Annotated in this window: 23 protein-coding genes and 1 tRNA gene; 13 read left to right on the top strand and 11 right to left on the bottom strand. The window is 65.1% G+C overall.

Features of this window, described 5'->3' with window-relative positions; genetic code table 11:
* Window positions 1-7: 7 nt before the first annotated feature.
* The 3 genes from ABS45_RS01765 to uraH all read right to left on the bottom strand — a co-directional run bounded on the left by ABS45_RS01765 (window position 8) and on the right by uraH (window position 2,542).
* A complete protein-coding gene (locus ABS45_RS01765) occupies window positions 8-1,216 on the bottom strand; it encodes a urate hydroxylase PuuD (RefSeq protein WP_291552332.1) in 1,209 nt (402 codons plus the stop codon).
* Window positions 1,217-1,343: 127 nt separating this feature from the next.
* Window positions 1,344-2,186, bottom strand: coding sequence for a xanthine dehydrogenase accessory protein XdhC (xdhC, locus tag ABS45_RS01760; RefSeq protein WP_291552329.1), 843 nt, complete (start codon window positions 2,184-2,186; stop codon window positions 1,344-1,346).
* A 5-nt stretch (window positions 2,187-2,191) separates the two neighbouring features.
* Entirely contained in the window at window positions 2,192-2,542 is a 351-nt protein-coding gene (gene uraH, locus ABS45_RS01755) for a hydroxyisourate hydrolase (protein ID WP_291552328.1), read from the bottom strand.
* Window positions 2,543-2,652: 110 nt separating this feature from the next.
* Between uraH and ggt the strand changes: the two genes are divergently transcribed.
* The 13 genes from ggt to ABS45_RS01690 all read left to right on the top strand — a co-directional run bounded on the left by ggt (window position 2,653) and on the right by ABS45_RS01690 (window position 19,031).
* Window positions 2,653-4,425 (top strand): gamma-glutamyltransferase, encoded by a 1,773-nt coding sequence (ggt, locus tag ABS45_RS01750; protein WP_291552326.1) that lies wholly within the window; start codon window positions 2,653-2,655, stop codon window positions 4,423-4,425.
* Window positions 4,426-4,460: 35 nt separating this feature from the next.
* Window positions 4,461-6,383 (top strand): EAL domain-containing protein, encoded by a 1,923-nt coding sequence (locus ABS45_RS01745; RefSeq protein ID WP_291552323.1) that lies wholly within the window; start codon window positions 4,461-4,463, stop codon window positions 6,381-6,383.
* 69 nt (window positions 6,384-6,452) lie between these two features.
* Window positions 6,453-7,088 (top strand): arylformamidase, encoded by a 636-nt coding sequence (gene kynB / locus ABS45_RS01740; RefSeq protein WP_291552321.1) that lies wholly within the window; start codon window positions 6,453-6,455, stop codon window positions 7,086-7,088.
* Window positions 7,089-7,154: 66 nt separating this feature from the next.
* A complete protein-coding gene (kynU, locus tag ABS45_RS01735; RefSeq protein WP_291552318.1) occupies window positions 7,155-8,450 on the top strand; it encodes a kynureninase in 1,296 nt (431 codons plus the stop codon).
* A 38-nt stretch (window positions 8,451-8,488) separates the two neighbouring features.
* Window positions 8,489-9,334 carry a tryptophan 2,3-dioxygenase gene (kynA, locus tag ABS45_RS01730; protein ID WP_291552317.1) on the top strand — a complete coding sequence of 282 codons (846 nt, stop codon included), beginning with the start codon at window positions 8,489-8,491 and terminating at the stop codon, window positions 9,332-9,334.
* A 90-nt stretch (window positions 9,335-9,424) separates the two neighbouring features.
* Complete coding sequence (locus ABS45_RS01725) at window positions 9,425-10,111, top strand: GntR family transcriptional regulator (RefSeq protein ID WP_291552315.1); 687 nt, start codon at window positions 9,425-9,427, stop codon at window positions 10,109-10,111.
* Window positions 10,111-11,079, top strand: a complete 969-nt coding sequence (gene puuE / locus ABS45_RS01720; RefSeq protein ID WP_291552312.1) for an allantoinase PuuE — start codon at window positions 10,111-10,113, stop codon at window positions 11,077-11,079. Before ABS45_RS01725 ends, puuE begins: the two co-directional genes overlap by 1 nt.
* 63 nt (window positions 11,080-11,142) lie before the next feature.
* Window positions 11,143-12,909 carry a 2-oxo-4-hydroxy-4-carboxy-5-ureidoimidazoline decarboxylase gene (gene uraD, locus ABS45_RS01715; RefSeq protein ID WP_291552309.1) on the top strand — a complete coding sequence of 589 codons (1,767 nt, stop codon included), beginning with the start codon at window positions 11,143-11,145 and terminating at the stop codon, window positions 12,907-12,909.
* A gap of 9 nt (window positions 12,910-12,918) precedes the next feature.
* Entirely contained in the window at window positions 12,919-14,175 is a 1,257-nt protein-coding gene (locus tag ABS45_RS01710) for an ArgE/DapE family deacylase (RefSeq protein ID WP_291552307.1), read from the top strand.
* 111 nt (window positions 14,176-14,286) lie between these two features.
* Window positions 14,287-15,774, top strand: coding sequence for a nucleobase:cation symporter-2 family protein (locus ABS45_RS01705; RefSeq protein WP_291552305.1), 1,488 nt, complete (start codon window positions 14,287-14,289; stop codon window positions 15,772-15,774).
* Window positions 15,775-15,875: 101 nt separating this feature from the next.
* Complete coding sequence (locus ABS45_RS01700) at window positions 15,876-18,173, top strand: NADP-dependent malic enzyme (protein ID WP_291552304.1); 2,298 nt, start codon at window positions 15,876-15,878, stop codon at window positions 18,171-18,173.
* Window positions 18,174-18,191: 18 nt separating this feature from the next.
* Window positions 18,192-18,884, top strand: coding sequence for a DUF3334 family protein (locus ABS45_RS01695; protein ID WP_291552301.1), 693 nt, complete (start codon window positions 18,192-18,194; stop codon window positions 18,882-18,884).
* Window positions 18,885-18,943: 59 nt separating this feature from the next.
* Window positions 18,944-19,031: transfer RNA gene (locus ABS45_RS01690), tRNA-Ser, on the top strand.
* Between the two features lie 44 nt (window positions 19,032-19,075).
* On the opposite strand, the gene ABS45_RS01685 is transcribed toward ABS45_RS01690, so the two are convergent.
* The 8 genes from ABS45_RS01685 to sctS form a co-directional block, all read right to left on the bottom strand.
* Entirely contained in the window at window positions 19,076-19,702 is a 627-nt protein-coding gene (locus ABS45_RS01685; protein WP_291552300.1) for an RNA polymerase sigma factor, read from the bottom strand.
* 95 nt (window positions 19,703-19,797) lie between these two features.
* A complete protein-coding gene (locus ABS45_RS01680; RefSeq protein WP_291552299.1) occupies window positions 19,798-20,388 on the bottom strand; it encodes a hypothetical protein in 591 nt (196 codons plus the stop codon).
* Between the two features lie 202 nt (window positions 20,389-20,590).
* Complete coding sequence (locus ABS45_RS01675) at window positions 20,591-21,040, bottom strand: type III secretion system chaperone (RefSeq protein WP_291552297.1); 450 nt, start codon at window positions 21,038-21,040, stop codon at window positions 20,591-20,593.
* Between the two features lie 24 nt (window positions 21,041-21,064).
* Window positions 21,065-21,808: a hypothetical protein gene (locus ABS45_RS01670; RefSeq protein ID WP_291552295.1), complete on the bottom strand. Its 744-nt coding sequence runs from the start codon at window positions 21,806-21,808 to the stop codon at window positions 21,065-21,067.
* Window positions 21,805-22,227: a hypothetical protein gene (locus ABS45_RS01665; RefSeq protein ID WP_291552294.1), complete on the bottom strand. Its 423-nt coding sequence runs from the start codon at window positions 22,225-22,227 to the stop codon at window positions 21,805-21,807. The genes ABS45_RS01670 and ABS45_RS01665 overlap by 4 nt, the downstream gene beginning before the upstream one ends.
* Window positions 22,224-23,270: a type III secretion system export apparatus subunit SctU gene (sctU, locus tag ABS45_RS01660; protein WP_291552292.1), complete on the bottom strand. Its 1,047-nt coding sequence runs from the start codon at window positions 23,268-23,270 to the stop codon at window positions 22,224-22,226. Before sctU ends, ABS45_RS01665 begins: the two co-directional genes overlap by 4 nt.
* Entirely contained in the window at window positions 23,267-24,088 is an 822-nt protein-coding gene (gene sctT / locus ABS45_RS01655; protein ID WP_291552289.1) for a type III secretion system export apparatus subunit SctT, read from the bottom strand. Before sctT ends, sctU begins: the two co-directional genes overlap by 4 nt.
* Before the next feature lie 20 nt (window positions 24,089-24,108).
* The gene (gene sctS / locus ABS45_RS01650; RefSeq protein ID WP_291552286.1) at window positions 24,109-24,378 is read right to left on the bottom strand and encodes a type III secretion system export apparatus subunit SctS; all 270 of its coding nucleotides are present in this window, start codon (window positions 24,376-24,378) and stop codon (window positions 24,109-24,111) included.
* Between the last annotated feature and the right edge of the window lie 8 nt (window positions 24,379-24,386).

Raw genomic sequence — 24,386 nt, 5'->3', positions numbered from 1 at the left:
ATTCAACTCACTTGCCCAGCCCCTTGAACCACTGCGCCAGCAGCGCCCGCTCGGCATCCGTCATCTGCGTGGCATTGGACAGCGGCATCTGCTTGGTCACCACCACCTGCTGGTAGATGTCGGGCGCATGGGCCTTGACCTGCTCCTCGGAGTCAAAGCGCAGGCCTTTCTGCTGCACCGCATCGCCGTGGCACATGTAGCAGCGCTGCTCCAGCACCGGCTTGAGCTGGGCATAGTCCACGGTCGCGGGCACACCGGCCACCGGTGCCACCGGCGCCGGCTTGATCCAGGCGATCAGCCCCAGCAGCACCACCACGCCAATGGCGGCAAAGGGCCAGGGGTTGGCGGCGCGGCCGAGCTTCCAGCCATGGCGTTGCACAAAGAATTGCCGGATCAGCGCGCCCGCCAGCATCAGCAGCAGCAGCAACACCCAGCGGTGCTCGCTGGAGTAGATGAAGGTGTAGTGGTTGCTGAGCATCGCGATCAGCACCGGCAGCGTGAAATAGGTGTTGTGCACGCTGCGTTGCTTGCCGCGCTTGCCGTAGATGGCGTAATCGGCAGGGTTGTAGGCCTGGCCGCTGGTCATCGCCGCCACCACCTTGCGCTGGCCGGGGATGATGACGAAAAAGACGTTGGCGCTCATCGCCGTGGCCATCGAGGCACCCACCAGCAGGAAGGCCGCGCGACCCGAGAAGAAATGGAACGCAATCCAGGACGTGATGGTGATGGTCAGGATCACCAGCAGCCCGACCACGCGGTCGCCGTTCTTGCCCTTGCCGAAGACATGGCAGACGGCGTCGTAGATGAACCAGAACGCGGCGATGAAGGCCACTGCCCCGATGCCGGCCGCGGTGCCTGACCAGTCATGGACCTGCCGGTCGACCAGGAAGATGCCGGCATTCCACAGGTAGAGCACACAGAACAGCAGAAAGCCGGAGATCCAGGTCCAGTAGCTTTCCCAGTAGAACCAGTGTAGATGGCTGTCGATGCCGCCCTTGGGCGAGACCATGTACTTCTGCATGTGGTAGAAGCCGCCGCCGTGCACCGACCAGATCGCGCCGTCCGCGCCCTTGGCCTTGAGGTCCTCGGCGGTCGGCGCCAGCAGGTTGTTGTCAAGAAAAACGAAATAGAACGATGAGCCTATCCATGCGATCGCGGTAATCACATGCAGCCAGCGCATCAGCAGATTGGCCCAGTCCAGAAAATATGCATCCATGGCGAAGTCTCCGGCTGCTCACCACTGCGGGCGCTCTGAGCAGATATGAATGGGCCGCGCTCGGGGTTGATGGCTTCCCGGCACCGCTGCGACCAAATTTGTAGACTTAAATTGTATACACATTTGGTCACTGCACCAGAGGGCTAACCCGTACCAGCAATTGCGCCGCCACTGCCACGGCGATGACCTCGGGGTCCTTGCCGACGATGCCGGGCACGCCGATGGGACAGGTGATGTGCGCGAAATCCTCCTCGCCATAGCCACGCGCCTCCAGCCGGTGGCGAAACGTCGCCCACTTGGTCTTGCTGCCGATCAGGCCGATGAATGGCAAATCCGCCTGCTTGCGCTGGCGCTTGAGGCATTCGGCGACGATATCCAGATCCTCGGCATGGCTGAAGCTCATGATCAGCACCATCGCACCTGGCGGTATGTCGGCCACCGCTGACTGCACCGGCTCGGAATGCTCGCATTGCACCTTGCTCGGCAGCCCCACGGGAAAGATTTCGTCGCGGCTGTCCACCCACTGGATGGCAAACGGCAGCGGTGCAAGCACCCGCACCAGCGCGCGGCCCACATGCCCGCCGCCAAACAGCACCAGGCGGTGCAGCTGCGGCGCAAGGCGCTGGCGCACGGCCTCCACGTCTTGCGGCCCCAGGCATTCAAAGCGCAGAAACACCACGCCGCCGCAGCACTGGCCGAGGCTCGGGCCCAGCGCCTTGCGCAGCACCGGCTCTCCTGCCGTAGTTGCACGGCTCTCGCAGGCTTTGAGCCGCTCGTGCGCCTCGTGCATCGCCTGCCATTCCAGATGCCCGCCGCCAATGGAGCCTATGAGCACCTCGGGCGCCGCCAGCGCAATCGCCATCCATGCGCCCTGCTCGCGCGGTGTCGAGCCCTGGGCCTTGTCGACGCTGACCAGGCACACCGGCCCCAGCCGCAGCGCGGCCAGCAGTTGTTCCAGCGGCGTGAGCATGGCGTTCAGGAGCCGCGGTAGGTCGAATAGCTCCAGGGGCTCACGAGCAGCGGCACGTGGTAGTGCTGGTCGGTGTGTGCGATGCCGAAGTCCAGACTCACGCGGTTCAGAAAATTGGGCTCGGGCAATGGCACCCCTTTGGCCTTGAAATAGGCTGCCACATCGAACGTCAGCCGGTAGGTGCCGGTGCGCAGGGTGGTGTTGTCAAACAGCGGCGCATCGGTGCGCCCGTCGTGGTTCAGCGTCAGACGCTTGAGCTCGGTCGCCTTGTCGCCGTCCGTGGCGTACAGCGTGACCTGCATGCCCGCGGCCGGGCAGCCGTGCATCGTGTCAAGAACGTGGGTGCTCAGGCCCATGGTGTTGCCTCCTGCGGATGTTCAGATCAAAGTGTATACATTTTTTGTATTCTTTAACACCCTGGCTGGATTGGTTACCCTCCACGCTCGTGCATTGTCCGGAGCTTTCCATGTTCTCGCGCACCGCCACGCTGGCAGCCGCCGCGCTGCTGACTCTGCTCTCTGCCTGCGGCAGCCCCCCGGTCACGCCGGCTGCTGCGCCTCCCGCCCAGACTCGCGCCGCCCAGGCCGCGGCCGCCGCCTACGACTTCGACATGGACGTGTTCCACCCCGTCACCGCCAGGAACGGCATGGTGGCGAGCGAGCAGGAACTGGCCACGCGCATCGGCCTGGACATCCTCCAGCGCGGCGGCAACGCCGTGGACGCGGCCGTCGCCGTCGGCTTTGCGCTGGCCGTCGCGCTGCCCAATGCCGGCAACCTCGGCGGCGGCGGCTTCATGATGGTGCACGACGCCAAGAGCGGGCGCGACGTGGCGCTCGACTTCCGCGAAGTTGCGCCCAGCGGCGCCAGCCGCACCATGTACCTGGACGACAAGGGCAACGTGGTCAACGGCAAGTCGCTGTACACGCACTACGCCGTCGGCGTGCCCGGCACCGTCGCCGGCATGGCGCACGCGCTGCAAAAATGGGGCACGCTGCCGCTGGCAACCGTCATCGAGCCGGCGGCGCAGCTCGCCGACAAGGGCTACCCAGTCAGCGAGACGCTGGCCAAGGTGCTGGCGCAGGAGATCAAGACCTTCGCGCCCTGGCCCGCGAGCCAGGCCATCTTCTGGAAGGGCGGCGCGCCGATGAAGCAGGGCGACCTGCTGGTGCAAAAAGACCTGGCCGCGTCGCTGCGCCTGATTGGCAAAGAAGGGGCCAAGGCCTTCTACGAGGGCGCGATCGCGCAAAAAATCGCCGCCGAGATGGCGCCGCACGCAGGCTCCATCACGCTCGCGGACCTGAAGAGCTACAAGGTCGTCGAGCGCGCGCCGGTGCGCGGCCAGTACCGCGGCTACGAGATCGTGACCATGCCGCCCCCGTCCTCGGGCGGCGCGCACCTGATCCAGATCCTGAACATGATGGAGCGCTGGCCGATGAAGGACTGGGGTGTCAACAGCGCCGCCAGCGTGCACCACATGACCGAGGCGATGAAGCTCGCCTACGCCGACCGCGCCGAATACCTGGGCGACCCGGACTTCGTCAAGGTGCCGCTCAAGGGCCTGACCAGCAAGCGCTACGCCGACCAGCTCGCCGCCGGCATCGATGCCAACAAGGCGCGCACGGCCCAGGACATCAAGCCCGGCAAGCCGCAGGCCTATGAGAGCGACCAGACCACGCACTACTCGGTGGTCGACAAGGCGGGCAACGCGGTGGCCGTCACCTACACGCTCAACACCAACTTCGGCAGCGGCATCGTCGCCAAGGGCACGGGCGTGATGCTCAACAACGAGATGGACGACTTCGCCGCCAAGCCCGGTGTGGCCAACGCCTATGGTCTCGTGGGCGGCGACGCCAACGCCGTGCAGGCCGGCAAGCGCCCGCTGTCGTCGATGACGCCGACGCTGGTGCTCAAGGACGGCAAGGTGGCGCTGGTGACCGGCAGCCCCGGCGGGCCGCGCATCATCACCACGGTGCTTCAGACCATCGTCAACACCATCGACTACGGCATGAACCCGGCGGAAGCCGCGGCGACGCTGCGCTTTCACCACCAGTGGATGCCCGACAAGCTGCGCTTGGAAAAAGGCTTTTCCCAGGACACGCTGAATCTCTTGAAGGCCAGGGGCCACAAGATCGTGGTCAAGCCGGCGATGGGACGCACGCAAACCATTCAAGTGCAGGGCGACCGGCTGCTGGGAGCGTCTGATCCGCGCAACCCCGACGGACGCACGCTGGGCTATTGACGCCAGAAGCGGGTGCGCACGGGGAAAATACCGCCATGAACCAGGACTCGGATTTCACCGAAACCGCCCTGCCGCCCCAGCGCCAGATGCAAGCGCAGGCAAACAGCCTGCGCCAGCGCCGCCTCGGGCAAAGCCTGCTCGCACTGATCCTGGCGTTTGCCGCCGTGATCGCCACCAACGTCGCCAATGGCCTCGCCAACATGAACGTGGTGATGGAAGGCGTAGCGATCGCGCTGTTTGCCTTCGCCTGGCAACGCAATCGCAGCGGCAACACCATCGGCGCCGCCTGGATCCTGCTGAGCACGCTGATGGTGGTACTCACCGGCCTGATGGTCTTTGGCCAGGGGCTGTACGACGAAGTGCCCATGGCCTTCCCGGGCATCCTGGTCATGGCGCTGATGTTTGCCAACGGCCGGGTTTTTTCTGCGGTGCTTGCGGTCATGCTGCTGGTGCTGGTCGGCGTTTACGCACTGCAGGCGATGGGGGTGCTGGCGGCGGTGCCGCGCGCGGTCGATCCATCACGGCTGCTGGTGCTGGCCATCATCTTGTGCGTCACCGCGTATTTCGTGCAAACCATCACCAAAGACCTGCGTCTGCTGCTGGACCAGCAGGAGCAGGACAAGCAGGCGCTGGCGCAATCGCACCAGCAGATTGCCGAGCTGGCCTACCACGATCCGCTCACCCATTTGCCCAACCGTGCACTGGCGCTGCAGCGGCTGGAATTTTTGCTCACCGATGCCCAGCGCAGCGGCCACCAGATCGCGGTGATGTTTCTGGACCTGGACAATTTCAAAACCATCAACGACTCGCTCGGCCATGCGGCGGGCGACGAGCTTCTGTGCCAGGTCAGCCAGCGATTGCAAGCCTGCCTGCGCACCACGGATACCGTGGCGCGGCTCTCGGGCGACGAGTTCCTGCTGCTGGGGGCAGTGGAAAACGAAGGCGCCATCGCCACCATGGCCAGCAAGCTCATGGAGCAGCTTGCCCCGACCTTCAACCTGCAGGGCATGGCGGTGCACGCCAGCGGTTCGCTGGGCATCAGCGTTTCGCCGCGCGACGGTGATGCAGTGGAGACCCTGCTCAAGCACGCCGACCTCGCCATGTACCAGGCCAAGGCGGCGGGGCGCAACACCTTCCGCTTCTTTGACGAGAGCATGAACGCCAACATGCTTGCGCACCTGCAGCTGGTGAATGCGCTGCGCCAGGCGCTGGCAAACGATGCGCTGCAACTGCACTACCAGCCCCAGCTGGCCCTCACCAGCGGCCGCGTCATCGGTGCCGAGGCGCTGGTGCGCTGGCACCACCCTGAGCTGGGTTGGGTGCCACCCAACCAGTTCATCCCGGTGGCCGAAAGCAGCGGCCTGATCCACGAACTGGGCACCTGGGTGCTCCACCGCGCCTGCCGGGATGCGCGCGCCTTTCACATGCAGGGCCTGGCCGATCTCACGGTGGCGGTGAACGTCTCGCCGCTGCAGTTTCGCCGTGGCAACCTGAAGGAGCTCGTTGCCCAGGCGCTCACTGCCCATGCCCTGCCGCCGAGCGCGCTGGAGCTGGAGATCACCGAATCCGTGCTGATCGACGACCGCCAACGCCCGAACGAAATACTGGACAGTCTGAGCGAACTGGGCGTGCGCATCGCGATCGACGATTTCGGCACCGGTTATTCCAACCTCAGCTACCTGCAGCGCTACCCGCTGCACCGGCTCAAGATCGACCGCTCGTTCACCAGCCAATTGACCAGCAGCCCGCAAGCGGCCGGCATCGTGCAGGCCATCATCGAGATGGGGCACTGCCTGCGCCTGCAGCTCGTGGCCGAAGGGGTGGAGGACATGGCCACACTGACGCGCCTGCGCAATGCGGGCTGCGAATTCGGCCAGGGCTTTCATTGGTCTCCCGCCATTGCCGCCGAGGAATTCATCGCCTTTGCGCGCCAGAGCCGATCCAGCCCACCCGCCTGATCCACCCGGCTGCGCAGCGTTGCTATTAACCGACACCACGCCTGCCCGGGCAGCGGTAAGGTCTACGCCATGCAAACGCTTTGGGACATTTCACCGCCGGTGCATGCCGGCTCGCCGGTCTTCCCCGGCGACACCGCCTACCAGCAGCAGTGGTCGGCGCAGATCACACCCGGCTGCCCGGTCAACGTCAGCCGCATCACGCTCTCGCCGCATGTCGGCGCGCATGCCGATGCGCCGCTGCACTACGACCCCGAAGGCGAGGCGATTGGTGCGCTGGATCTCGCGCCCTTCCTCGGCCCCTGCCGGGTGGTGCATGCGGTGGGCGTTCGTCCGCTCATTTTGTGGGAGCACATAGCGCATGCTGTACCAGCGCTGCCGCCGCGTTTGCTGGTCAGAACTTACGAGCGCATGCCGGTGGACCGCTGGGATGACGCACTCGCCGCCTTCGCCCCCGAAACCGTGGAACGCCTGGCCGACCTGGGCGTGCGGCTGATCGGGATCGACAGCGCCAGCATCGACCCGGCCGACAGCAAGCGGCTCGCCAGCCACCAGGTGATCCGCCGCCGCGGCCTGCGCGTACTGGAAAACCTGGTGCTCGACGCCGTGCCCGAGGGCGACTACGAACTCATCGCGCTGCCGCTGCGCCTGACGACGGCCGATGCCTCGCCGGTGCGTGCGGTGCTGCGCGCCCTCCCCCCAAACTGATTTAGGCAAAAACCGGCTCCAGCGCTTGATGGGCAAGCGCTGGCAGCTATCACTGAAAGAGCAATCATGACTTCCACCACACCCACCATGGCGAGCTGCCAGGCGCGCGACGCCGCCGACCCGCTGCGCCCGCTGCGCGCGCTCTTCACGCTGCCCGAGGGCGTGATCTACCTGGACGGCAACTCGCTCGGCGCCCTGCCGCGCGCCGTGCCCGAGCGCGTGGCGCAGGTCGTGGCGCAGCAGTGGGGACAAGACCTGATCGGCAGCTGGAACAGCGCCGGCTGGTTTGCGCTGCCGCGGCGCGTGGGCGACCGCATCGCGCCGCTGATCGGCGCCGGCCCCGGCGAAGTGGTGGCCAGCGACACCACCTCGGTCAACCTCTACAAGGCGCTGTCGGCCGCGCTGTCGATCGCGCAGGAGAACGATGCCCGCCGCCGCGTGGTGGTGAGCGAGCGCAGCAACTTCCCGACCGATCTCTACATCGCCGAGGCACTGTGCCGCGAGCGCGGCTGCCAGTTGCGCCTGATCGAAGCGCACGAGCTGCCAGCCAGCCTGCAGCCGGATGTCGCCGTGCTGCTGCTGTCGCAGGTGAACTACCGCACCGGCGCGCTGCACGACATGGCGCAGGTGACGGCCGCCGCGCATGCCGCGGGCGTGCTCACGCTCTGGGACCTGTGCCACAGCGCGGGGGCGCTGCCGATAGCCCTCAACGCGGCCGATGCGGATTTTGCGGTCGGCTGCACCTACAAATACCTCAATGGCGGCCCGGGTTCGCCCGCCTTCGTCTGGGTCCATCCGCGCCATGTCGCGCGCTGCTGGCAGCCGCTGGCGGGCTGGTGGGGGCATGCGCAGCCGTTCGCCTTCACGCCCGACTACCAGCCGGCGATGGACATCACGCGCTACCAATGCGGCACCCAGCCCATCCTCAGCCTGTCGGCGCTGGATGCGGCGCTGGACGTGTTCGATGCGGCAGAAAAGCTCGGTGGCATGGCGGCGCTGCGCGCCAAATCCCTGCAGCTCACCGACCTGTTCATCGACGCCGTGCAGACCGAATGTCCCGGCCTGTTCGACCTCGTCACGCCGCGCGCGCACGCCGAGCGCGGCTCACAGGTCTGCCTCACGCCCACCAAGCTGCTGCCCGAAGGCTGCGCCTACGCCATCGTGCAGGCGCTGATCGCACGCGGCGTGATCGGCGACTTCCGCGCCGGCGACGCGCAGCAGAGCGACATCCTGCGCTTCGGCTTCACGCCGCTTTATCTTTCTCATGAAAACGTATTGCAGGCCTCACACCGTCTGCGCGACGTGCTATCGAAGAAGGAATACACCCAGCCCCGGTTCAACCAGCGCCACGCAGTGACGTGACGCGCGAGGCACGGGTATTTTGCAAAGGAGAACCTTCCATGTCTGACAAAACCACCGAATCCATCGTGCAGGAAGAGCACGCGCAGCTGGACTACGCCCACAGCATGAGCTATGGCGACTACCTGCACATCGACCAGGTGCTGAGCGCGCAGCACCCGCTGTCGCCGGCGCACGACGAGATGCTGTTCATCATCCAGCACCAGACCAGCGAGCTGTGGATGAAGCTGATGCTGACCGAGATCGGCGCCGCGATGGCCGACATCCGCGCCGACCACCTGCCGCCGGCGTTCAAGAAGCTGGCACGCGCCAGCCGCATCTTCGACCAGCTGGTCAACGCCTGGGACGTACTGGCGACGATGACGCCGCCCGAATACACCGCGATCCGCCCCTACCTCGGGCCGTCCAGCGGCTTTCAGAGCTACCAGTACCGCTGCATCGAATTCGCGCTCGGCAACAAGAACGCCGCGATGCTCAAGGTGCATGCGCACAAGCCCGAGCGCCTGGCGCTGGTCAAGCGCTATTTCGACGCCCCCTCGCTCTACGACGAGGCCCTGCGCCTGATGGCGCGCCGCGGCCTGCCCGTGCCCGCCGACTATCTGGAGCGCGACTGGAACCAGCCCTACAGCGCCAGCGACGCCGTCGAAGCCGCCTGGCTCAGCGTCTACCGCGAGCCGGAAAAATACTGGGACCTGTACCAGCTCGGCGAAAAACTCACCGACCTGGAGGACGCCTTCCGCGTCTGGCGCTTCAAGCATGTCACCACGGTGGAGCGCATCATCGGCTTCAAACGCGGCACCGGCGGCACCAGCGGCGTGGGCTACCTGCGCAAGATGCTGGACGTGGTGCTGTTCCCCGAACTGTGGCGGCTGCGCACCGACCTGTGAGGCGCCGCCGGGCGACTTCAGGCACTATGCCCTGGGGTCGTCGACAAAAAGTGTATGCAATTTTTGTGTCTGGGCGGTATCATCCGCTTCATGGACACACCCGCACCCGTATCGGCGACGGACACCATCGTCGAAAACCTCACCCGGGCCATCGTCGAACACCGGCTGCTGCCCGGCACCAAGCTGGCCGAGCAAAAGCTCGCCGACCACTTCGGCGTCTCGCGCACGCTGGTGCGCCAGGCGCTGTTCCAGTTGGCGCAAAACCGCCTGATCCGCCAGGAACCGGCGCGCGGCGCCTTCGTCGCCACCCCCTCGGTGGACGAAGCGCGCCAGGTGTTTGCCGTGCGCCGCATGCTGGAGCTCGCCACGGTGCGCGAATTCATCGCCAGCAGCACGCCCGCGCGCATCCAGCTGCTGAAGAAGCACATGGACGCAGAGCGCGCGGCGATGCTGGAGCCCGATGTCGGCCGGCGCACCGAGTTGCTGGGCGATTTTCACGTGCAAATCGCCTCTCTCATGGGCAACGCGGTGCTGGCCCAGCTGCTGGGCGACCTGATCTCGCGCTGCGCGCTGATCACGCTGATGTACCAATCCACCACCGCGGCCGAGCATTCTCACGACGAGCACGAGGGCATCTTCAACGCCATCGTCGCCGGCGATGAAAGCACCGCCGTGCGCCTGATGCAGGAGCACCTGGACAACGTCGAGGCTGGACTGATGTTCGAGCGCAGCGTTCCCACCAACGATTTATCCATGGCTCTCACGGGCACCAACTGATGACCACGCCTTCCTTCTACGACGCCACCGCGCCCTATCCGCGCGACCTGATCGGCTACGGCCGTCACACCCCGCAGCCGCACTGGCCCGGCCAGGCGCGCATTGCCGTCTCCTTCGTGCTCAACTACGAGGAAGGCGGCGAGAACTGCGTGCTGCATGGCGATGCGGGCAGCGAGCAGTTTCTGTCGGAGCTCTTCAACCCCGCGGCCTACCCGGCACGGCACATGAGCATGGAGAGCATCTACGAATACGGCTCGCGCGCCGGCGTCTGGCGCGTGCTGCGCGAATTTGAACGTCGCAAGCTGCCGCTCACCGTCTACGGCGTGGCGACCGCACTGCAGAAGAACCGCGAGGTGGCGCAGGCCTTTGACGAGCTCGGCCATGAAGTCGCCTGCCACGGTCTGCGCTGGATTCACTACCAGGACATGCCCGAGGCGCAGGAGCGCGCGCACATGCAGCAGTGCCTGGAAATTTTTGACGATCTCTATGGCGGCAAAGGCGACCACGCGCTGGGCTGGTACACCGGGCGCGACAGCCCCAACACCCACCGCCTGGTGGCCGACGCGGGCCGCTTCACCTACGACGCCGATTACTACGGCGACGACCTGCCGTTCTGGATGAAGGTCACCAAGAGCGACGGCGCTGCGGCCCAGCAGCTCATCGTGCCCTACACGCTCGATGTGAACGACATGCGCTTCGGCCTGCCCCAGGGCTATTCGCACGCCGAACCGTTCTACCAATACATGCGCGACGCGTTCGACGTGCTGTATGCCGAGGGTGATCCGCAGGGCCAGAACGCGCCCAAGATGATGACCATAGGCCTGCATTGCCGCATGGTCGGGCGCCCGGGGCGCTTCATCGCACTGCAGAAGTTTCTCGATCACATCGCGCAGCACGAGCGGGTGTGGGTGTGCCGGCGCATCGACCTGGCGCGCCACTGGCAACAGCAGTTCCCCGCGCCGATTTAAGCCAAAAAGGCCTCCAGCGCTTGATGGGCAAGCGCTAGCAGCTATCAATTCAGTAGGAACACCATGCCCCTGACGCTTGACCAACTCAACGCCGCGCCGCTGGCCGAGGCCACGCAATGGCTCGATGGCATCTACGAGCATTCACCCTGGATTGCCGAAGCCGCGCTGGCGCAGCGCCCCTTCGCTACCCTCGCACAGCTGAAATGGGCGATGGTGCAGGCGCTGCAAGCCGCTGGCGCGCAGGCCCAGCTGGCGCTGATCCGCGCCCACCCGGAGCTTGCCGGCAAGGCCATGGTGAGCAAGACGCTCACCGCCGAATCGACCCACGAGCAGAGCAAGGCCGGCCTGACGGATTGCACGCCGGAAGAATTCGCGCGCATCCAGCAACTCAACAGCGACTACAACGCGCGCTTCGGCTTTCCCTTCATCCTCGCGGTGCGCGGGCCGCGCGGCACGGGTCTCGCCAAACAGCAAATCATCGACACCTTCGCACGGCGCCTCACCAACCACCGCGACTTCGAGCGCGCCGAGGCGCTGCGCAACATCCACCGCATCGCCGAAATCCGCCTGAACGAAAAGTTCGGCTATGAGCCAATATTGGGCAACGAGGTCTGGGACTGGCACGAGCGCCTGGCCCAGCACAGCGACGCCGGCTACGCCGAAAAAGGCCAGCTCACCGTCACCTACCTGACCGATGCGCACCGCGCCTGCGCACAACGCATCAGCCACTGGATGCGTGATTGCGGCTTTGACGAAGTGGAGATCGACGCCGTGGGCAACGTCGTCGGCCGCTACAAGCCGGCGCACGACGGCGGCAAATACCTGCTCACCGGCAGCCACTACGACACGGTGAGAAACGGCGGCAGGTACGACGGGCGCACCGGCATCTTCGTGCCCATGGCCTGCGTGCGCGAATTGCACCGGCAAAACCGGCGCCTACCGTTTGGCATCGAACTGGTCGCGTTTGCCGAGGAAGAAGGCCAGCGCTACAAGGCCACCTTCCTCGGCTCCGGCGCGCTGGTGGGCGACTTTGATTCGAACTGGCTGGAGCAAAAGGATGCGGATGGCATCACCCTGCGCCAAGCCATGGAGCATGCCGGCCTGTGCATTGCCGACATCCCCAAGCTCAAGCGCGACCCGGCGCACTACCTCGGCTACATCGAGGTGCACATCGAACAGGGCCCGGTACTCAACGAGATGTGCCTGCCGCTGGCCGCCGTCACCAGCATCAACGCCAGCAGCCGCTACCAGTGCGCGATCACCGGCATGGCGAGCCACGCCGGCACCACGCCGATGAACCGCCGGCGCGACGCCGCCGCCGCCGCCGCCGAACTGCTGCTCTACATGGAACAGCGCGCCACCAAGGATGGCGACAGCGTGGCCACCATGGGCATGCTGCATGTGCCCAGCGGCTCGGTCAACGTGGTGCCGGGGCGTTGCGAATTCAGCCTTGACATGCGCGCGCCCAGCAACGCACAGCGCGACGCGCTGGTGGCCGACATCCTGCAGCAGCTCGACGACATCTGCCAGCGCCGCGGCCTGCAGTACGTCGCCGAGCGCAGCATGCAAGCCAGTTGCGCGCCCAGCAACCCCGCGCTGCAAGCGCATTGGGAAGCCGCCGTCGCGGCGCAGGGGCTGCCGGTGCACCGCATGCCAAGCGGCGCCGGGCACGACGCGATGAAGATCCACCAGATGCTGCCCCAAGCCATGCTCTTCGTGCGCGGCGAAAACAGCGGCATCAGCCACAACCCGCTGGAATCGTCCACCGCCGACGACCTGCAGCTGGCCGTGCAGGCCTACAACCACGTCCTGAACCAACTCGCCAAGTAAACCCCCGCCATGACCACCACCTACGAACAACTCGACGCCTGGATCGACGCCCACTTTGACGAGCAGGTACGCTTTCTGCAGGAGCTGGTGCGCGTGCCGACCGACACGCCGCCGGGCAACAACGCGCCGCATGCCGAGCGCACCGCAGAGCTGATTGCCGCCTTCGGTTTCAAGGCCGAAAAACACCCGGTGCCGGCCCAAGAGGTGCATGACTACGGCATGCAGTCCATCACCAACCTCATCGTGCGCCGGCCCTACGGCAAGGGCGGCATCACGCTGGCGCTCAACGCGCATGGCGACGTGGTGCCGCCGGGTGAAGGCTGGCAGCACCCGCCCTACGGCGCCGAGATTGAGGACGGCAAGATGTATGGCCGCGCCACCGCCGTGAGCAAGAGCGACTTCTCCACCTTCAGCTTCGCGGTGCGCGCGCTCGAAGCCGTGGCCCCGCCGACCAAGGGCGCGATCGAGCTGCACTTCACCTACGACGAGGAATTCGGCGGCCTGCTCGGCCCGGGCTGGCTGCTGGCGCACGGCCTGACCCAACCCGACCTGATGATCGCCGCCGGCTTCTCCTACGAAGTCGTGACCGCGCACAACGGCTGCCTGCAGCTGGAAGTGACGATCAACGGCAAGATGGCCCATGCCGCCGTGCCGCACACTGGCGTCGACGCGCTGCAGGCGGCGGTGTTCATCATGAATGCGCTGTATGCCGAGAACACCGCCTACCAGAAGGTGAAATCCAAGGTCAAGGGCATCCACCACCCCTACCTCAACATCGGCCGCATCGAAGGCGGCACCAACACCAACGTGATCCCGGGCAAGGTGGTGCTCAAGCTCGACCGCCGCATGATCCCCGAGGAAAACCCGGCCAAGGTCGAAGCGCGCCTGCGCAAGGTGATTGCCGATGCCACCAGGCACTTCAACCGCTGGCGCGGCGTGAAGGGCGAGAACGCGGTCACGAGCGACGTGCGCCGCATCCTGCTGGCCAACGCCATGACGCCGCTCAAGGGCAATGTGCCGCTGGTGGATGCGTTGCAGAAGCACGGCAAGGCGGTGTTGGGCGAAACACCCCCGGCGGTCGGCACGCCGCTGTACACCGATGTGCGCCTGTACGTCGAACGCGGCATCCCGGGCGTGATCTACGGCGCCGGTCCGCGCAGCGTGCTGGAAAGCCACGCCAAGCGCAATGACGAGCGGCTGGACCTGGAAGACCTGCGCCGCGCCACCAAGGTGGTGGCGCGCACCCTGCACGACTTGATGACCTGAATCGCAGCTACTCGATCACGGGGTTTTCGTCAACCCCGTGAATCCCCATAGTGTTCATGCCTGATTTTTTGTATACACTTTTTGTATGTAGTTAATCCATCGGGAAGCAACATGCAAAACGCCGTACATCCGGTTGATCAAAAACTCCCCTGGGGCAAGCTGGTCGCCCTGGGCATGCAACACGTACTCGTGATGTACGCCGGAGCGGTGGCGGTGCCGCTCATCGTCGGGCGCGCGCTCAATCTCACGCCCGAGCAAGTGGCGCACCTGATCTCGGCCGACCTCTTCGTCTGCGGCCTGGTCACGCTGATCCAGGCCGGCGGCGCAACGCAGTGGTTCGGCATCAAGCTGCCGGTGATGATGGGCGTGACCTTTGCCGCCGTCGCGCCCATGGTCTCGATGGCGCAGACCAACGCCGGCCCTTACGGCGCCGGTATCATCTTCGGCTCGGTCATAGGCGCGGGCGTGGTGGCCATCCTCATCGCCCCACTCATGAGCCGCATGCTGCGCTTCTTCCCGCCCGTGGTCACCGGCACCATCATCGCGGTGATCGGCATCAGCCTGATGCGCATCGGCATCAACTGGATCTTCGGCAACCCGGTCGGTCCAACCGCACCGGCCGTGACCAACCCCGACTACATCAAGTGGCTCAAAGAGCTGCAGGCGGCCGTCAGCGCCCCGGGCTCATCGCTGCCCGAGGTGCCCAAGGGCTTCGCCATCCTGCCCACCGTGCCCAACCCCAAATACGCCGATCTCACCGGCATGGGCATCTCGGGCATCGTGCTGCTCACCATCTTGCTGGTGGCACGCTTTGGCAAAGGCTTCATCGCCAACATCTCGGTGCTGATCGGCATTCTGGTAGGTGGCGTCATCACCGCTGCGATGGGGCTGATGACTTTCGAGAAGGTCGGCAAGGCGGCCTGGTTCGATTTGGTGTTGCCGTTCCAGATCGCCTACCCGGTGTTCGACCCCATCCTGATCCTGACGATGTCGCTGGTGATGATCGTGGTGCTCATCGAATCGACCGGCATGTTCCTCGCGCTGGGCGAGATGACCGACAAGGAAATCACGCCCGACGACCTCAAGCGCGGCCTGCGCACCGATGGTCTGGGCACTGTCATCGGCGGTCTGTTCAGCACCTTCCCCTACACCAGCTTTTCGCAGAACGTGGGCCTGGTGGCGGTGACCGGCATCAAGAGCCGTTGGGTCTGCGTCGTCGGTGGCGCCATCATGATCCTGTTCGGCATCGTGCCCAAGATGGGCGCGCTGGTGGAATCGCTGCCCACCGTGGTGCTGGGCGGCGCCGGCCTGGTGATGTTCGGCATGGTCGCGGCCACCGGCATCCGCATCCTCGCGGGCGTGGACTTCCACACCAACCGCAACAACGCCATGATCGTCGCCATCTCCATCGGCGTCGGCATGATCCCGCTGGTCGCGCCCAACTTCCGCCAGTGGCTGCCGCACGCCATCCACCCGCTGATCGAATCGGGCATTCTGCTGGCCTCGATCGCAGCGGTCGTGCTCAACCTGTTCTTCAACGGCGCCAAGGACGACCCCGCGGCCGCGCGCCGCGCCAGCCTGCAATCCGGCGCCCACTGATCGCAGGCACAAAAAAAGCCGACAGGAGCGATGCCCCCGCCCTGTCGGCTTTGCCGTTTGCAGTAAGCTAGTTACGCCTTTTTTCCGTCAGGAAAGCCACCATGAGCAAGTCCCTCCCCCCCGCCGAAGCCGCACTGCGCGATGCCGCGCTGGACTACCACCGCACCCCCGTGCGCGGCAAGGTCTCCGTCACTCCGACCAAGCCGCTGGTCAACCAGCGCGACCTCTCGCTCGCCTACTCGCCCGGCGTCGCCTATCCGTGTCTGGACATCCAGGCCGACCCGGCCAAGGCCTACGACTACACCTCGCGCGGCAACCTGGTCGCCGTGGTCACCAACGGCACGGCCGTGCTCGGCCTCGGCGACATCGGGCCACTCGCCGGCAAGCCGGTGATGGAAGGCAAAGGCTGTTTGTTCAAGAAATTCGCCGGCGTCGACGTGTTCGACATCGAACTGGCCGAACGCGATCCGGACAAGCTGGTCGAGATCATTGCCGCGCTCGAACCCACGGTGGGCGGCATCAACCTGGAAGACATCAAGGCGCCCGAATGCTTCTACATCGAGCAGGAGCTTTCCAAGCGCATGAACATTCCGGTGTTCCACGATGACCAGCATGGCACCGCCATCATTTCCAGCGCCGCGCTGGTGAACGCGCTGGAACTGGTGGGCAAAAAAATAGAAAACGTCAAACTCGCCGTCTCGGGCGCCGGCGCCGCCGCCACCGCCTGCGTGGACGTGATGATCGGCCTGGGCCTGAAGCGCGAGCACGTCTTCATGTGCGACTCCAAGGGCCTGATTCACACCGGGCGGGAAAATCTCGACCCGTCCAAGGCCCGCTTCGCGCAAGAGACCGAGCACCGCACCCTGGCCCACGCGGTGGAGAACGCCGACGTCTTCCTCGGCTGCTCGGCGCCCGGCGTACTCACCGCCGAGATGGTCAAGACCATGGCCGCCAAACCCATCATCCTCGCGCTGGCCAACCCCGAACCGGAAATCCGTCCCGAACTCGCCAAGGCCGTGCGCCCCGACTGCATCATTGCCACCGGCCGCAGCGACTACCCCAACCAGGTCAACAACGTCCTGTGCTTTCCCTACATCTTTCGCGGCGCGCTTGACTGCGGCGCCACGCGCATCACGCAGGCCATGAAGCTCGCCTGCGTGCGCGAGATCGCCGCGCTCGCCAAGGCCGAGCTCTCGCCCGAGGTGGCTGCCGCCTACCAGGGCAAGGAGATGCACTTCGGCCCCGATTACCTCATCCCCACGCCGTTTGACGTGCGCCTGATCCTGCGCATCGCCCCCGCCGTGGCACATGCGGCGGAGCTGTCGGGCGTCGCCACGCGCCCCATCCAGGACTACGCCGCCTACCGCGAAAGCCTCACGCGCTTCGTCTACCAGACCAGCATGTTCATGCGCCCGGTCTTCGCCGCCGCCAAGGCACACCCGCAGCGCGTGGCTTTTGCCGAAGGCGAGGACGAACGCGTGCTGCGCGCCGCGCAATTCGCCATCGATGATGGCCTGGCCAAGCCCATCCTGATCGGCCGCCCGGAAATCATCCAGGCCCGCATCACCAGGAACGACCTGCGCCTGCAGCCCGGCGTGAACGTTGAAATCTGCAATCCCGAGGACGACCCGCGCTTTCGCCAGTACTGGGAGGCCTACCACAAGCTCATGGGCCGCCACGGCGTGACGCCGGAAACCGCCAAGGCTTCGGTGCGCCGCTCCAACACCCTGATCGCCGCTCTGATGGTGCACCTGGGCGACGCCGATGCCCTGCTCTGCGGCCTGGTCGGCAAGTTCGACAACCACCTCGCGCACATCCGCGGCGTGCTCGGCCTGCAGGAGCAAGAGCATGAGCTGGCCACGGTCAACGCCGTCGTCGTCGGCCAGAGCACGCTGTTCATCGCCGACACCTACATCACCGACGACCCCAGTGCCGAGCAGCTCGCCACCATCGCACTGCGCACGGCAGAGGAAGTGCAGCGCTTCGGCCTGCCGCCCAAGGTGGCGTTTCTCTCGCACTCCAACTTCGGTTCTTCCACCCGCCCGAGCGCGCTCAAGATGCGCAAGGCGCTGGAGATCTTCCGCACCATGGCGCCGCACATCGAATGCGACGGCGAAATGCACGGCGACGCGGCCCTCTCGGAAACCATACGCAGCCGCACCCTTCTCGATTCCACGCTGACGGGCAATGCCAACGTACTGATCTGCCCCAATCTGGATGCCGCCAACATCCTCTTCAACGTGCTCAAAACCACCGACGGCCACGGCACCACCATAGGCCCCATCCTGCTCGGCTGCGCCGCGCCGGCGCATGTGCTGACACCCTCATCGACCGTCCGCCGCGTGGTCAACATGACCGCACTGGCCGCCGCCAACGCCGCCGCCCGCAGCCATCGCTGAAACCGAGAAGGCACCATCATGACCCCCAGCGCCGACAACACCATCGTCTACGGCACCAAGGACATTCTCGTCAGCCTGTGCAACTCCGTCACTCGCGTGCTCTCCGTGGCCACACAGGGCACGGTGCGCTATTCGGCCATGGTGCAACGCATAGGCAAGACCTGCCTCAAGCCGGATATTGGCTGCTTCGTGCTCTTCAATGGCGGCTTCTCCGGTCTGGTGATCATCAATTTCTCGGCCGCCGCCGCGATGGAGATCTACCAGAGCTACCTGCTCAGCATGGGCATGTCGCAAAGCGATCTCGCTCCGGCCTACACCGCCGACGAAGTGGCCAACGTAATGGGTGAACTCGTCAACCAGGTGGTGGGTGATTTCACCAGCACCATCCAGCGCGAGCTGCAAACGCGCATCACGCAGAACCAGCCCAAGATGCTGGTGCTGAATCAGCAGGTGGTGCTCAGCGTGGATGCCAACCTCGACCAGCCCGAGGCCCGGCGCGTGACCTTCTACACCGCCAAGAACAACATCTTCTACCTGGAGCTGGCGATCGACCACACCCAGTTCATCAAGCTGCACGATTTCGAGCCCCAGGACGCACCCGACCCCGACGCTCTCATGACTCTGGCCGCCGCCATGCCCGCCACTGCGCAGCCTCCCGCGTCCGACCCCGATCCCGACACGGACGCCTTGCTGAAATCGCTGGGCATGTAGCCGCGGCTACAATCACCGCCCGCCTGCAGCCGCCAGCGCCCGCGCCTGCAAGCAACCCAGGAAGGGTGGCAGAGTGGTCGATTGCACCGGTCTTGAAAACCGGCGACGCGCAAGCGTCCGTGGGTTCGAATCCCACCCCTTCCGCCAATGGTTGTTGGCTTCAACGCAACCCGGCATCCGCCCCGGCAGCTTCAAGACGCCAGAAAATCAAGCTCCACCGCATAGCGCTGAAACTTTTCGCGCAATGCCGCACGCGCACGCGACAGGCGGCTGCGCACCGTGCCCACCGGAACGCTGAGCATGGCCGCGGCTTCTTCGTAGCTCAGCTCATCCACACCCACCAGAAGCAGCACCTCGCGCATGGCGGGGGGCAATTCATCCAGGGCCGTCTGCAGGTAGCGCATGTACTCCGCCTGCTCGTGCACCTGCGCGGGTGAGATTGCGTCCGAGGCGACGTCGGTCAACTCGTCTTCAGTGGTGAACTCATGGCGGCGGTGCGGCGCGCGCGAGAGGTAGTTGCGCACCAGATTCATGGCAATGCCATAGAGCCAGGTGGAGAGCTCGGAATCGCCATTGAAGGTCTGATAGGAACGCACCGCCTCCAAGAACGCCTGCTGCGCCAAGTCTTCGGCATCGCTCACGTTGCCGATGTTCTTGACGATGAAGCGTTGCAGGCGCGTCCTGTGCGTTTTGACCAGCGTGCGAAAAAGGAGCTCTTGCTCTTGCTCAGCCTCGTTCTTGCCCTGCGCGCCGGAAAATCGAACACCCGCGGACGGGTGATCGGCTGCAGCGCGATTCGAAGGGGAGACTGAGGGCACGGCGGCAAGCTATCAGAAAAAGAAGCACCCGACCAAGCCTTGGCCGGATGCAGATATCCCTTATACCGTTGCAAAAAATACCGCGCAACCCTGACTTACCCGCAGACCTCGCGCAAGGTTTGCACCAGCCAATCGCGCGCCACACCCGGAGAGACCGGGCCTTGCAGGCCAGCAGCGGCAGCATCAAAGCGCTGCTGCATCAGCGCATCGACTTGGGTGCGCTGGGCGGGTGCGACGCCTGCCGGATCCAGTCCGAGCTGCTTGCAGGCCCGCAGGAACTCGGTGCTATCCTGCTTGGCCGAGACATTCAGGCGAGTGAAGAAATCCACGCCTTCGAGCGCCGTCTGGCCGGTCTGCGCCATCTCCAGCGCCTGCTCGACCATGCGCGACGCCAAAGGCCGGCCCGGCGCTGGCTGCAGACCAAGCTCGCGCGCGACGGCGGCCTGGATACCGCGCGAGAACGACTGCCCGAGCGCGTCGACGAAAGCGGAGGTGGTATCGCCTTGCGGCTCTACCCACGCCACCTGCCGCCCGGAAGGCGTGGCCCCACTGGCTTTGACTTGCCAGGAACTGCCGTCTTGCGCCAGATGCAACCAGTCACCGCCTTGTGCTGCGGCGCGAAAGGACTCAAGCGAAGGCCCGGTGGACCCCCGGGGAATCGGTGGGGGCAACGCATTGATGGTCATGTTGGATTCACCCTGATGAAGCGTCGCTCGTCTTGGGCATACTCAGCCTGGACGCTACACCGTGAGTAACACTCGCTGACCAAATGGTTCCACACACTGCAGCAAAACCCGGTCAAAAATGCCGCTGCGAAGACGCTGAAAGGCCCCTGCGCTCTGGCTGCATGACTCTTCAAGGTTTGGCGCCCTTGTGCAGCGCAGCGCATCAAGCCCAGTCAATCTCGCGACGATGGCCTGACACCAGGGTGGGAGCGACACTGGTGAAGCGCTGCAGCCAGCGTTCCGCATGCTGCAGAACCAGTTCTACCACTTGCAGCAAGGCGTCCACACTGGCCTCGTGAAATGCCAGCGGCAAATGCACCGCAGCACACCCCTTGGGATCCAGACTGGCCCAGCCGCCGCCCAATCCTGCGCCAAGATAGTTGCCCTGCATCAACAGGCGCACCGCCTGATCGTCGGGGCGATGCTGGCGAATGGTGCACGACACCAGCCAGCGCCCCTGGGCTGGCACCGGCTGCAATTCGACGATTTGATCGCCATCGAACATCAAGCGACAGCAACCGTGGGCGTCGGGACGCAATTGCGGAATCCCCACCCGCTGCCCCAGATCGGCGATCAGGCGGGTGGCAGTGCCGTCAGCGGTGTCAGTGGTCATGGCGTGCGAGGCAAAAAGGTCGGCTCACTTGCCATTTTCCGGCTTTCTTGCCCCGGAGGGCGCTACCGCGCCCGGAGAAGCCGCGGCTGGCGCAGCGCTTTCCGAGCGCAGCACGGAAATGTTGTCGGCGTCCATCAGCTTGCAGCCACGCTCTCTGGCAACCTGGGCGCTGTTGATGTATTCATTGCCGCAACGAAACACCGGATCGCGCGCGCTGGCGGGCTGCAGCGCCAGGGTGCGCTCGATCAGATCGACATAAGCCGGCGGGCCGGACACCAGCGCCACCCCCTGGCCGGGCAGCTCGCCCCAGCCAAAGCGCGGATCGAGCACGCCCACGCTCTCCAGCGCCTGGCGCACCGACGTGATGCTGCTGCCCCCGGACGAAATCCGGCGCGTGACAGCCTCCTTGGTGCGCGATACATAGAGCGTGCCGGCGTGCACGAACCAGTTCAGGCTGTACACGCCCGCCAGGCGGTCAATGAACTCCGTCGGCGATTTGGCATTGAACTGGCCGTTGACCTTGCCGTTGATGGATGGCGTGAGTTCCAGTGCGAGGCTGAAGCTGCTGGCAAAGTCGCGCAGAGCAGTGGTCAGTGGCACGTTTTCCGCATAGTAGCTGTAGGGCGCTTCCGTCCACGGCGGGCTGGCAGCCGCCCCTGCTGCGGGAGCAAGGGCGGCCAGTGCGATGGCGATTGCGCCCACGACGAAACCGACGCGTGCGCGCCAGTGCGAGCCGGGAGAGCGCGCCCCAAGCGGCATGGCGGTCACAGCTTTTTCACGAATTCGGTCCATAGCGCCAAACAGTTGACGAAACTGCCCACGGCATCGTCGATGTCCTGCTGCGAGTTGGTGCGTGCCGCCTGCTGCAACCACAGCGCACGCTCGCGCTCATCGACCACACAGGCGGCGGCATGCTCGCGCATGGTGCCGCAGGCCAGGCGTGCCGCACCCAGCAGCATCTCGTCGCGCTGCGGGCCGGGTTCGGGCAAGGGCATCAGCCGCGCATGCAGCGCGATGCCGCCCGCGGGCAGGGCACGCAGGCGAATCTGGTATTTGTCGTCCACCGTCAGCGCAATCTGCGCGCTCCCGGCACCGCCCTTGGCATCGGGTGCGGCGCCGTATTGCGCGGCGTAACCTTGCAGCAAGCGCGCAATGCCGGGGTCGGCGGGAGCGGTGTTCTTGATCATGCGGGCGGCCCTTCCATTTGTTGCAACAGCAGCAGCAATTGCGCTACCGGTTCCACCAGTTCCGAGGGGATGTACTGCCCCGCCTGCGCCTGCTCGGTCAGGGCGTGGGCCAGCGGGATATTTTGCATGACCGGCACGCCCGCCTCGCGCGCGGCGGCCATCATGCGTTCGGCCAGCGCGCCCTCGCCCATGGCCAGCACCACGGGCAGCGGGGTTTGCTCGGCATCGTAGTGCAGCGCCACCGCCAGGTGGGTGGGGTTGGTCACCACGACGGTGGCCTTGCGCGCGCTGGCCACTGCGCCTTGCTGCAGCAGCTCCTGGTGCAGATGCTTGCGCTGCTGCTTGATGTGCGGATCACCTTCCATCTCCTTGTATTCCTGCTTGACTTCGTCCTTGCTCATCATCAGGCCCTTGCGGTACTGCATGCGCTGCCAGACGAAATCCGCCAGGGAAATCACGCCATAGGCCACGCCGATGTTGATCAGCATGGTTTTCATGAGTTGGCCCACCACCTCGCCCAGCCCCGCCAGGCCGGCGTTCGGGATGCTGAGAATCAGCGGCAGACCATCGCTGATCAAGAGCCACAGCAGCGCCGAGAGAAAGAAAATCTTGATCAGCGACTTGAGAAACTCCACCAGGTTCTTCTTGGAGAAGATGTTCTTCGCATTGCTGAGCACGTTGAGCTTTTTGCCGGAAGGCTTGAGCTTTTCAAACGCGAAAAGAATGCCGACCTGCATGGTGTCGCCAAAAATGCCGATCGCCAAAACGATGCCGATGAAGGGCAGCACCAGCCAGGCCATCTCGCGCAGTACCGCATCCAGCAGGGTGTTGGCGGCTTCGTTGAAACCCAGGGTCAGCAAGGTGGAAGGCAACAGGATCATCTGCGCCAAGGCATCGACCATACGGCCACCAAAGGCGATCAGGTAACCGAAGATGGCCAGAATGAGCAAGGTTTGCGTGAAATCCTTGCTGTAGGCGACATCGCCCTTCTGGCGCGAGTCGCGCAGTTTTTTGCTGGTAGGTTGTTCGGTTTTCTCGCTCATGGCGCCACCCCCACACTGCCCCACGGCCCCCACTGCTCACGCAGCCACGGCAGGATGCCGCCCAGCGTCTGCACCTGCCCGGCGGCGTGGTCAAACAGCGCGCTGGCGTAGAGCATCAGCACCAACATGGCCAGCGCGCTCTTGATCGGCATGGCCATGAAAAATACCTGCAATTGCGGCGCAAAGCGGCTGACCAGGGCAAGGCCGACTTCGGCCAGGAACATGGCCACCAGTACCGGCGCCGCGAACAACACCGCCAGGCGCACCAGTTTGTCCAGCTGGCCGAGGAACACGGCGGTCGAATCCGGCTGCAACACCGGAAGCCATTGGGCCACGTTCCACAGCGCGAAGCTGTCGTAGAGCGTGCCCAGCAGCAGCGAGAAGCCGCCAGTGAGCAGGAAGAACACGATGAAGGCCTGGTTGAACATCAGCCCCAGCGGGGAGGAATCGTTGCCGGTGAGCGGGTTGAGCGTGGAGGCGATGCTCGCGCCGCGCTGGTTGTCCACGAGAAAGCCCACGGCCTCGAAAATCCAGAATGGAATCGCTGCCAGATAGCCGATGACGAAGCCGATGAAGGCTTCCTTGAAGATCACCGCCACCAGCCAGGCGGCGTTCCAGTTCACCGCAGCGATCTGCAACTGCAGCACTGGCACCATCACCAATCCGAGCGCGGCGGCAATGGCAAAGCGCACCATGCCCGGAACCAGGTGAGAGTTGAATACCGGCAAGACGATGAACATGGCGAGGATGCGTGGTTGCGTCAAGGCCAGCGCCGCAAGAAAGGACTGGACCACTTCGTAAGTCACCGGTGCTTGCATCGGGTTCCCTTTGCGCGGCGCTACTTGCCCAGCAGCGGCATCACATCGAAGATTTGCAGGGTGAAGTTGAACATCTCGCCCCCGACCCAGCGCGCCGTGAGCAGCAAGGTGATGGCCACCGCGATCAACTTGACGCCGAACGACAGCGTCTGCTCCTGAATCTGGGTCAGCGCCTGAAACAGCGAAAACAGCGTGCCGACGATGGAGCCGACGATGATGGGCGGCAGCGACAGCCACAGCACCAGGTACAGCGCCTGGGTGAAATAGGCGGTGACGTCAACGGTGTGCATGTGCAATC

The organism is Comamonas sp. SCN 65-56 (assembly GCF_001724135.1).
Classification (GTDB): Bacteria; Pseudomonadota; Gammaproteobacteria; order Burkholderiales; family Burkholderiaceae_C; genus Comamonas_C.
This window is presented reverse-complemented; position numbering and strand designations above follow the sequence as displayed.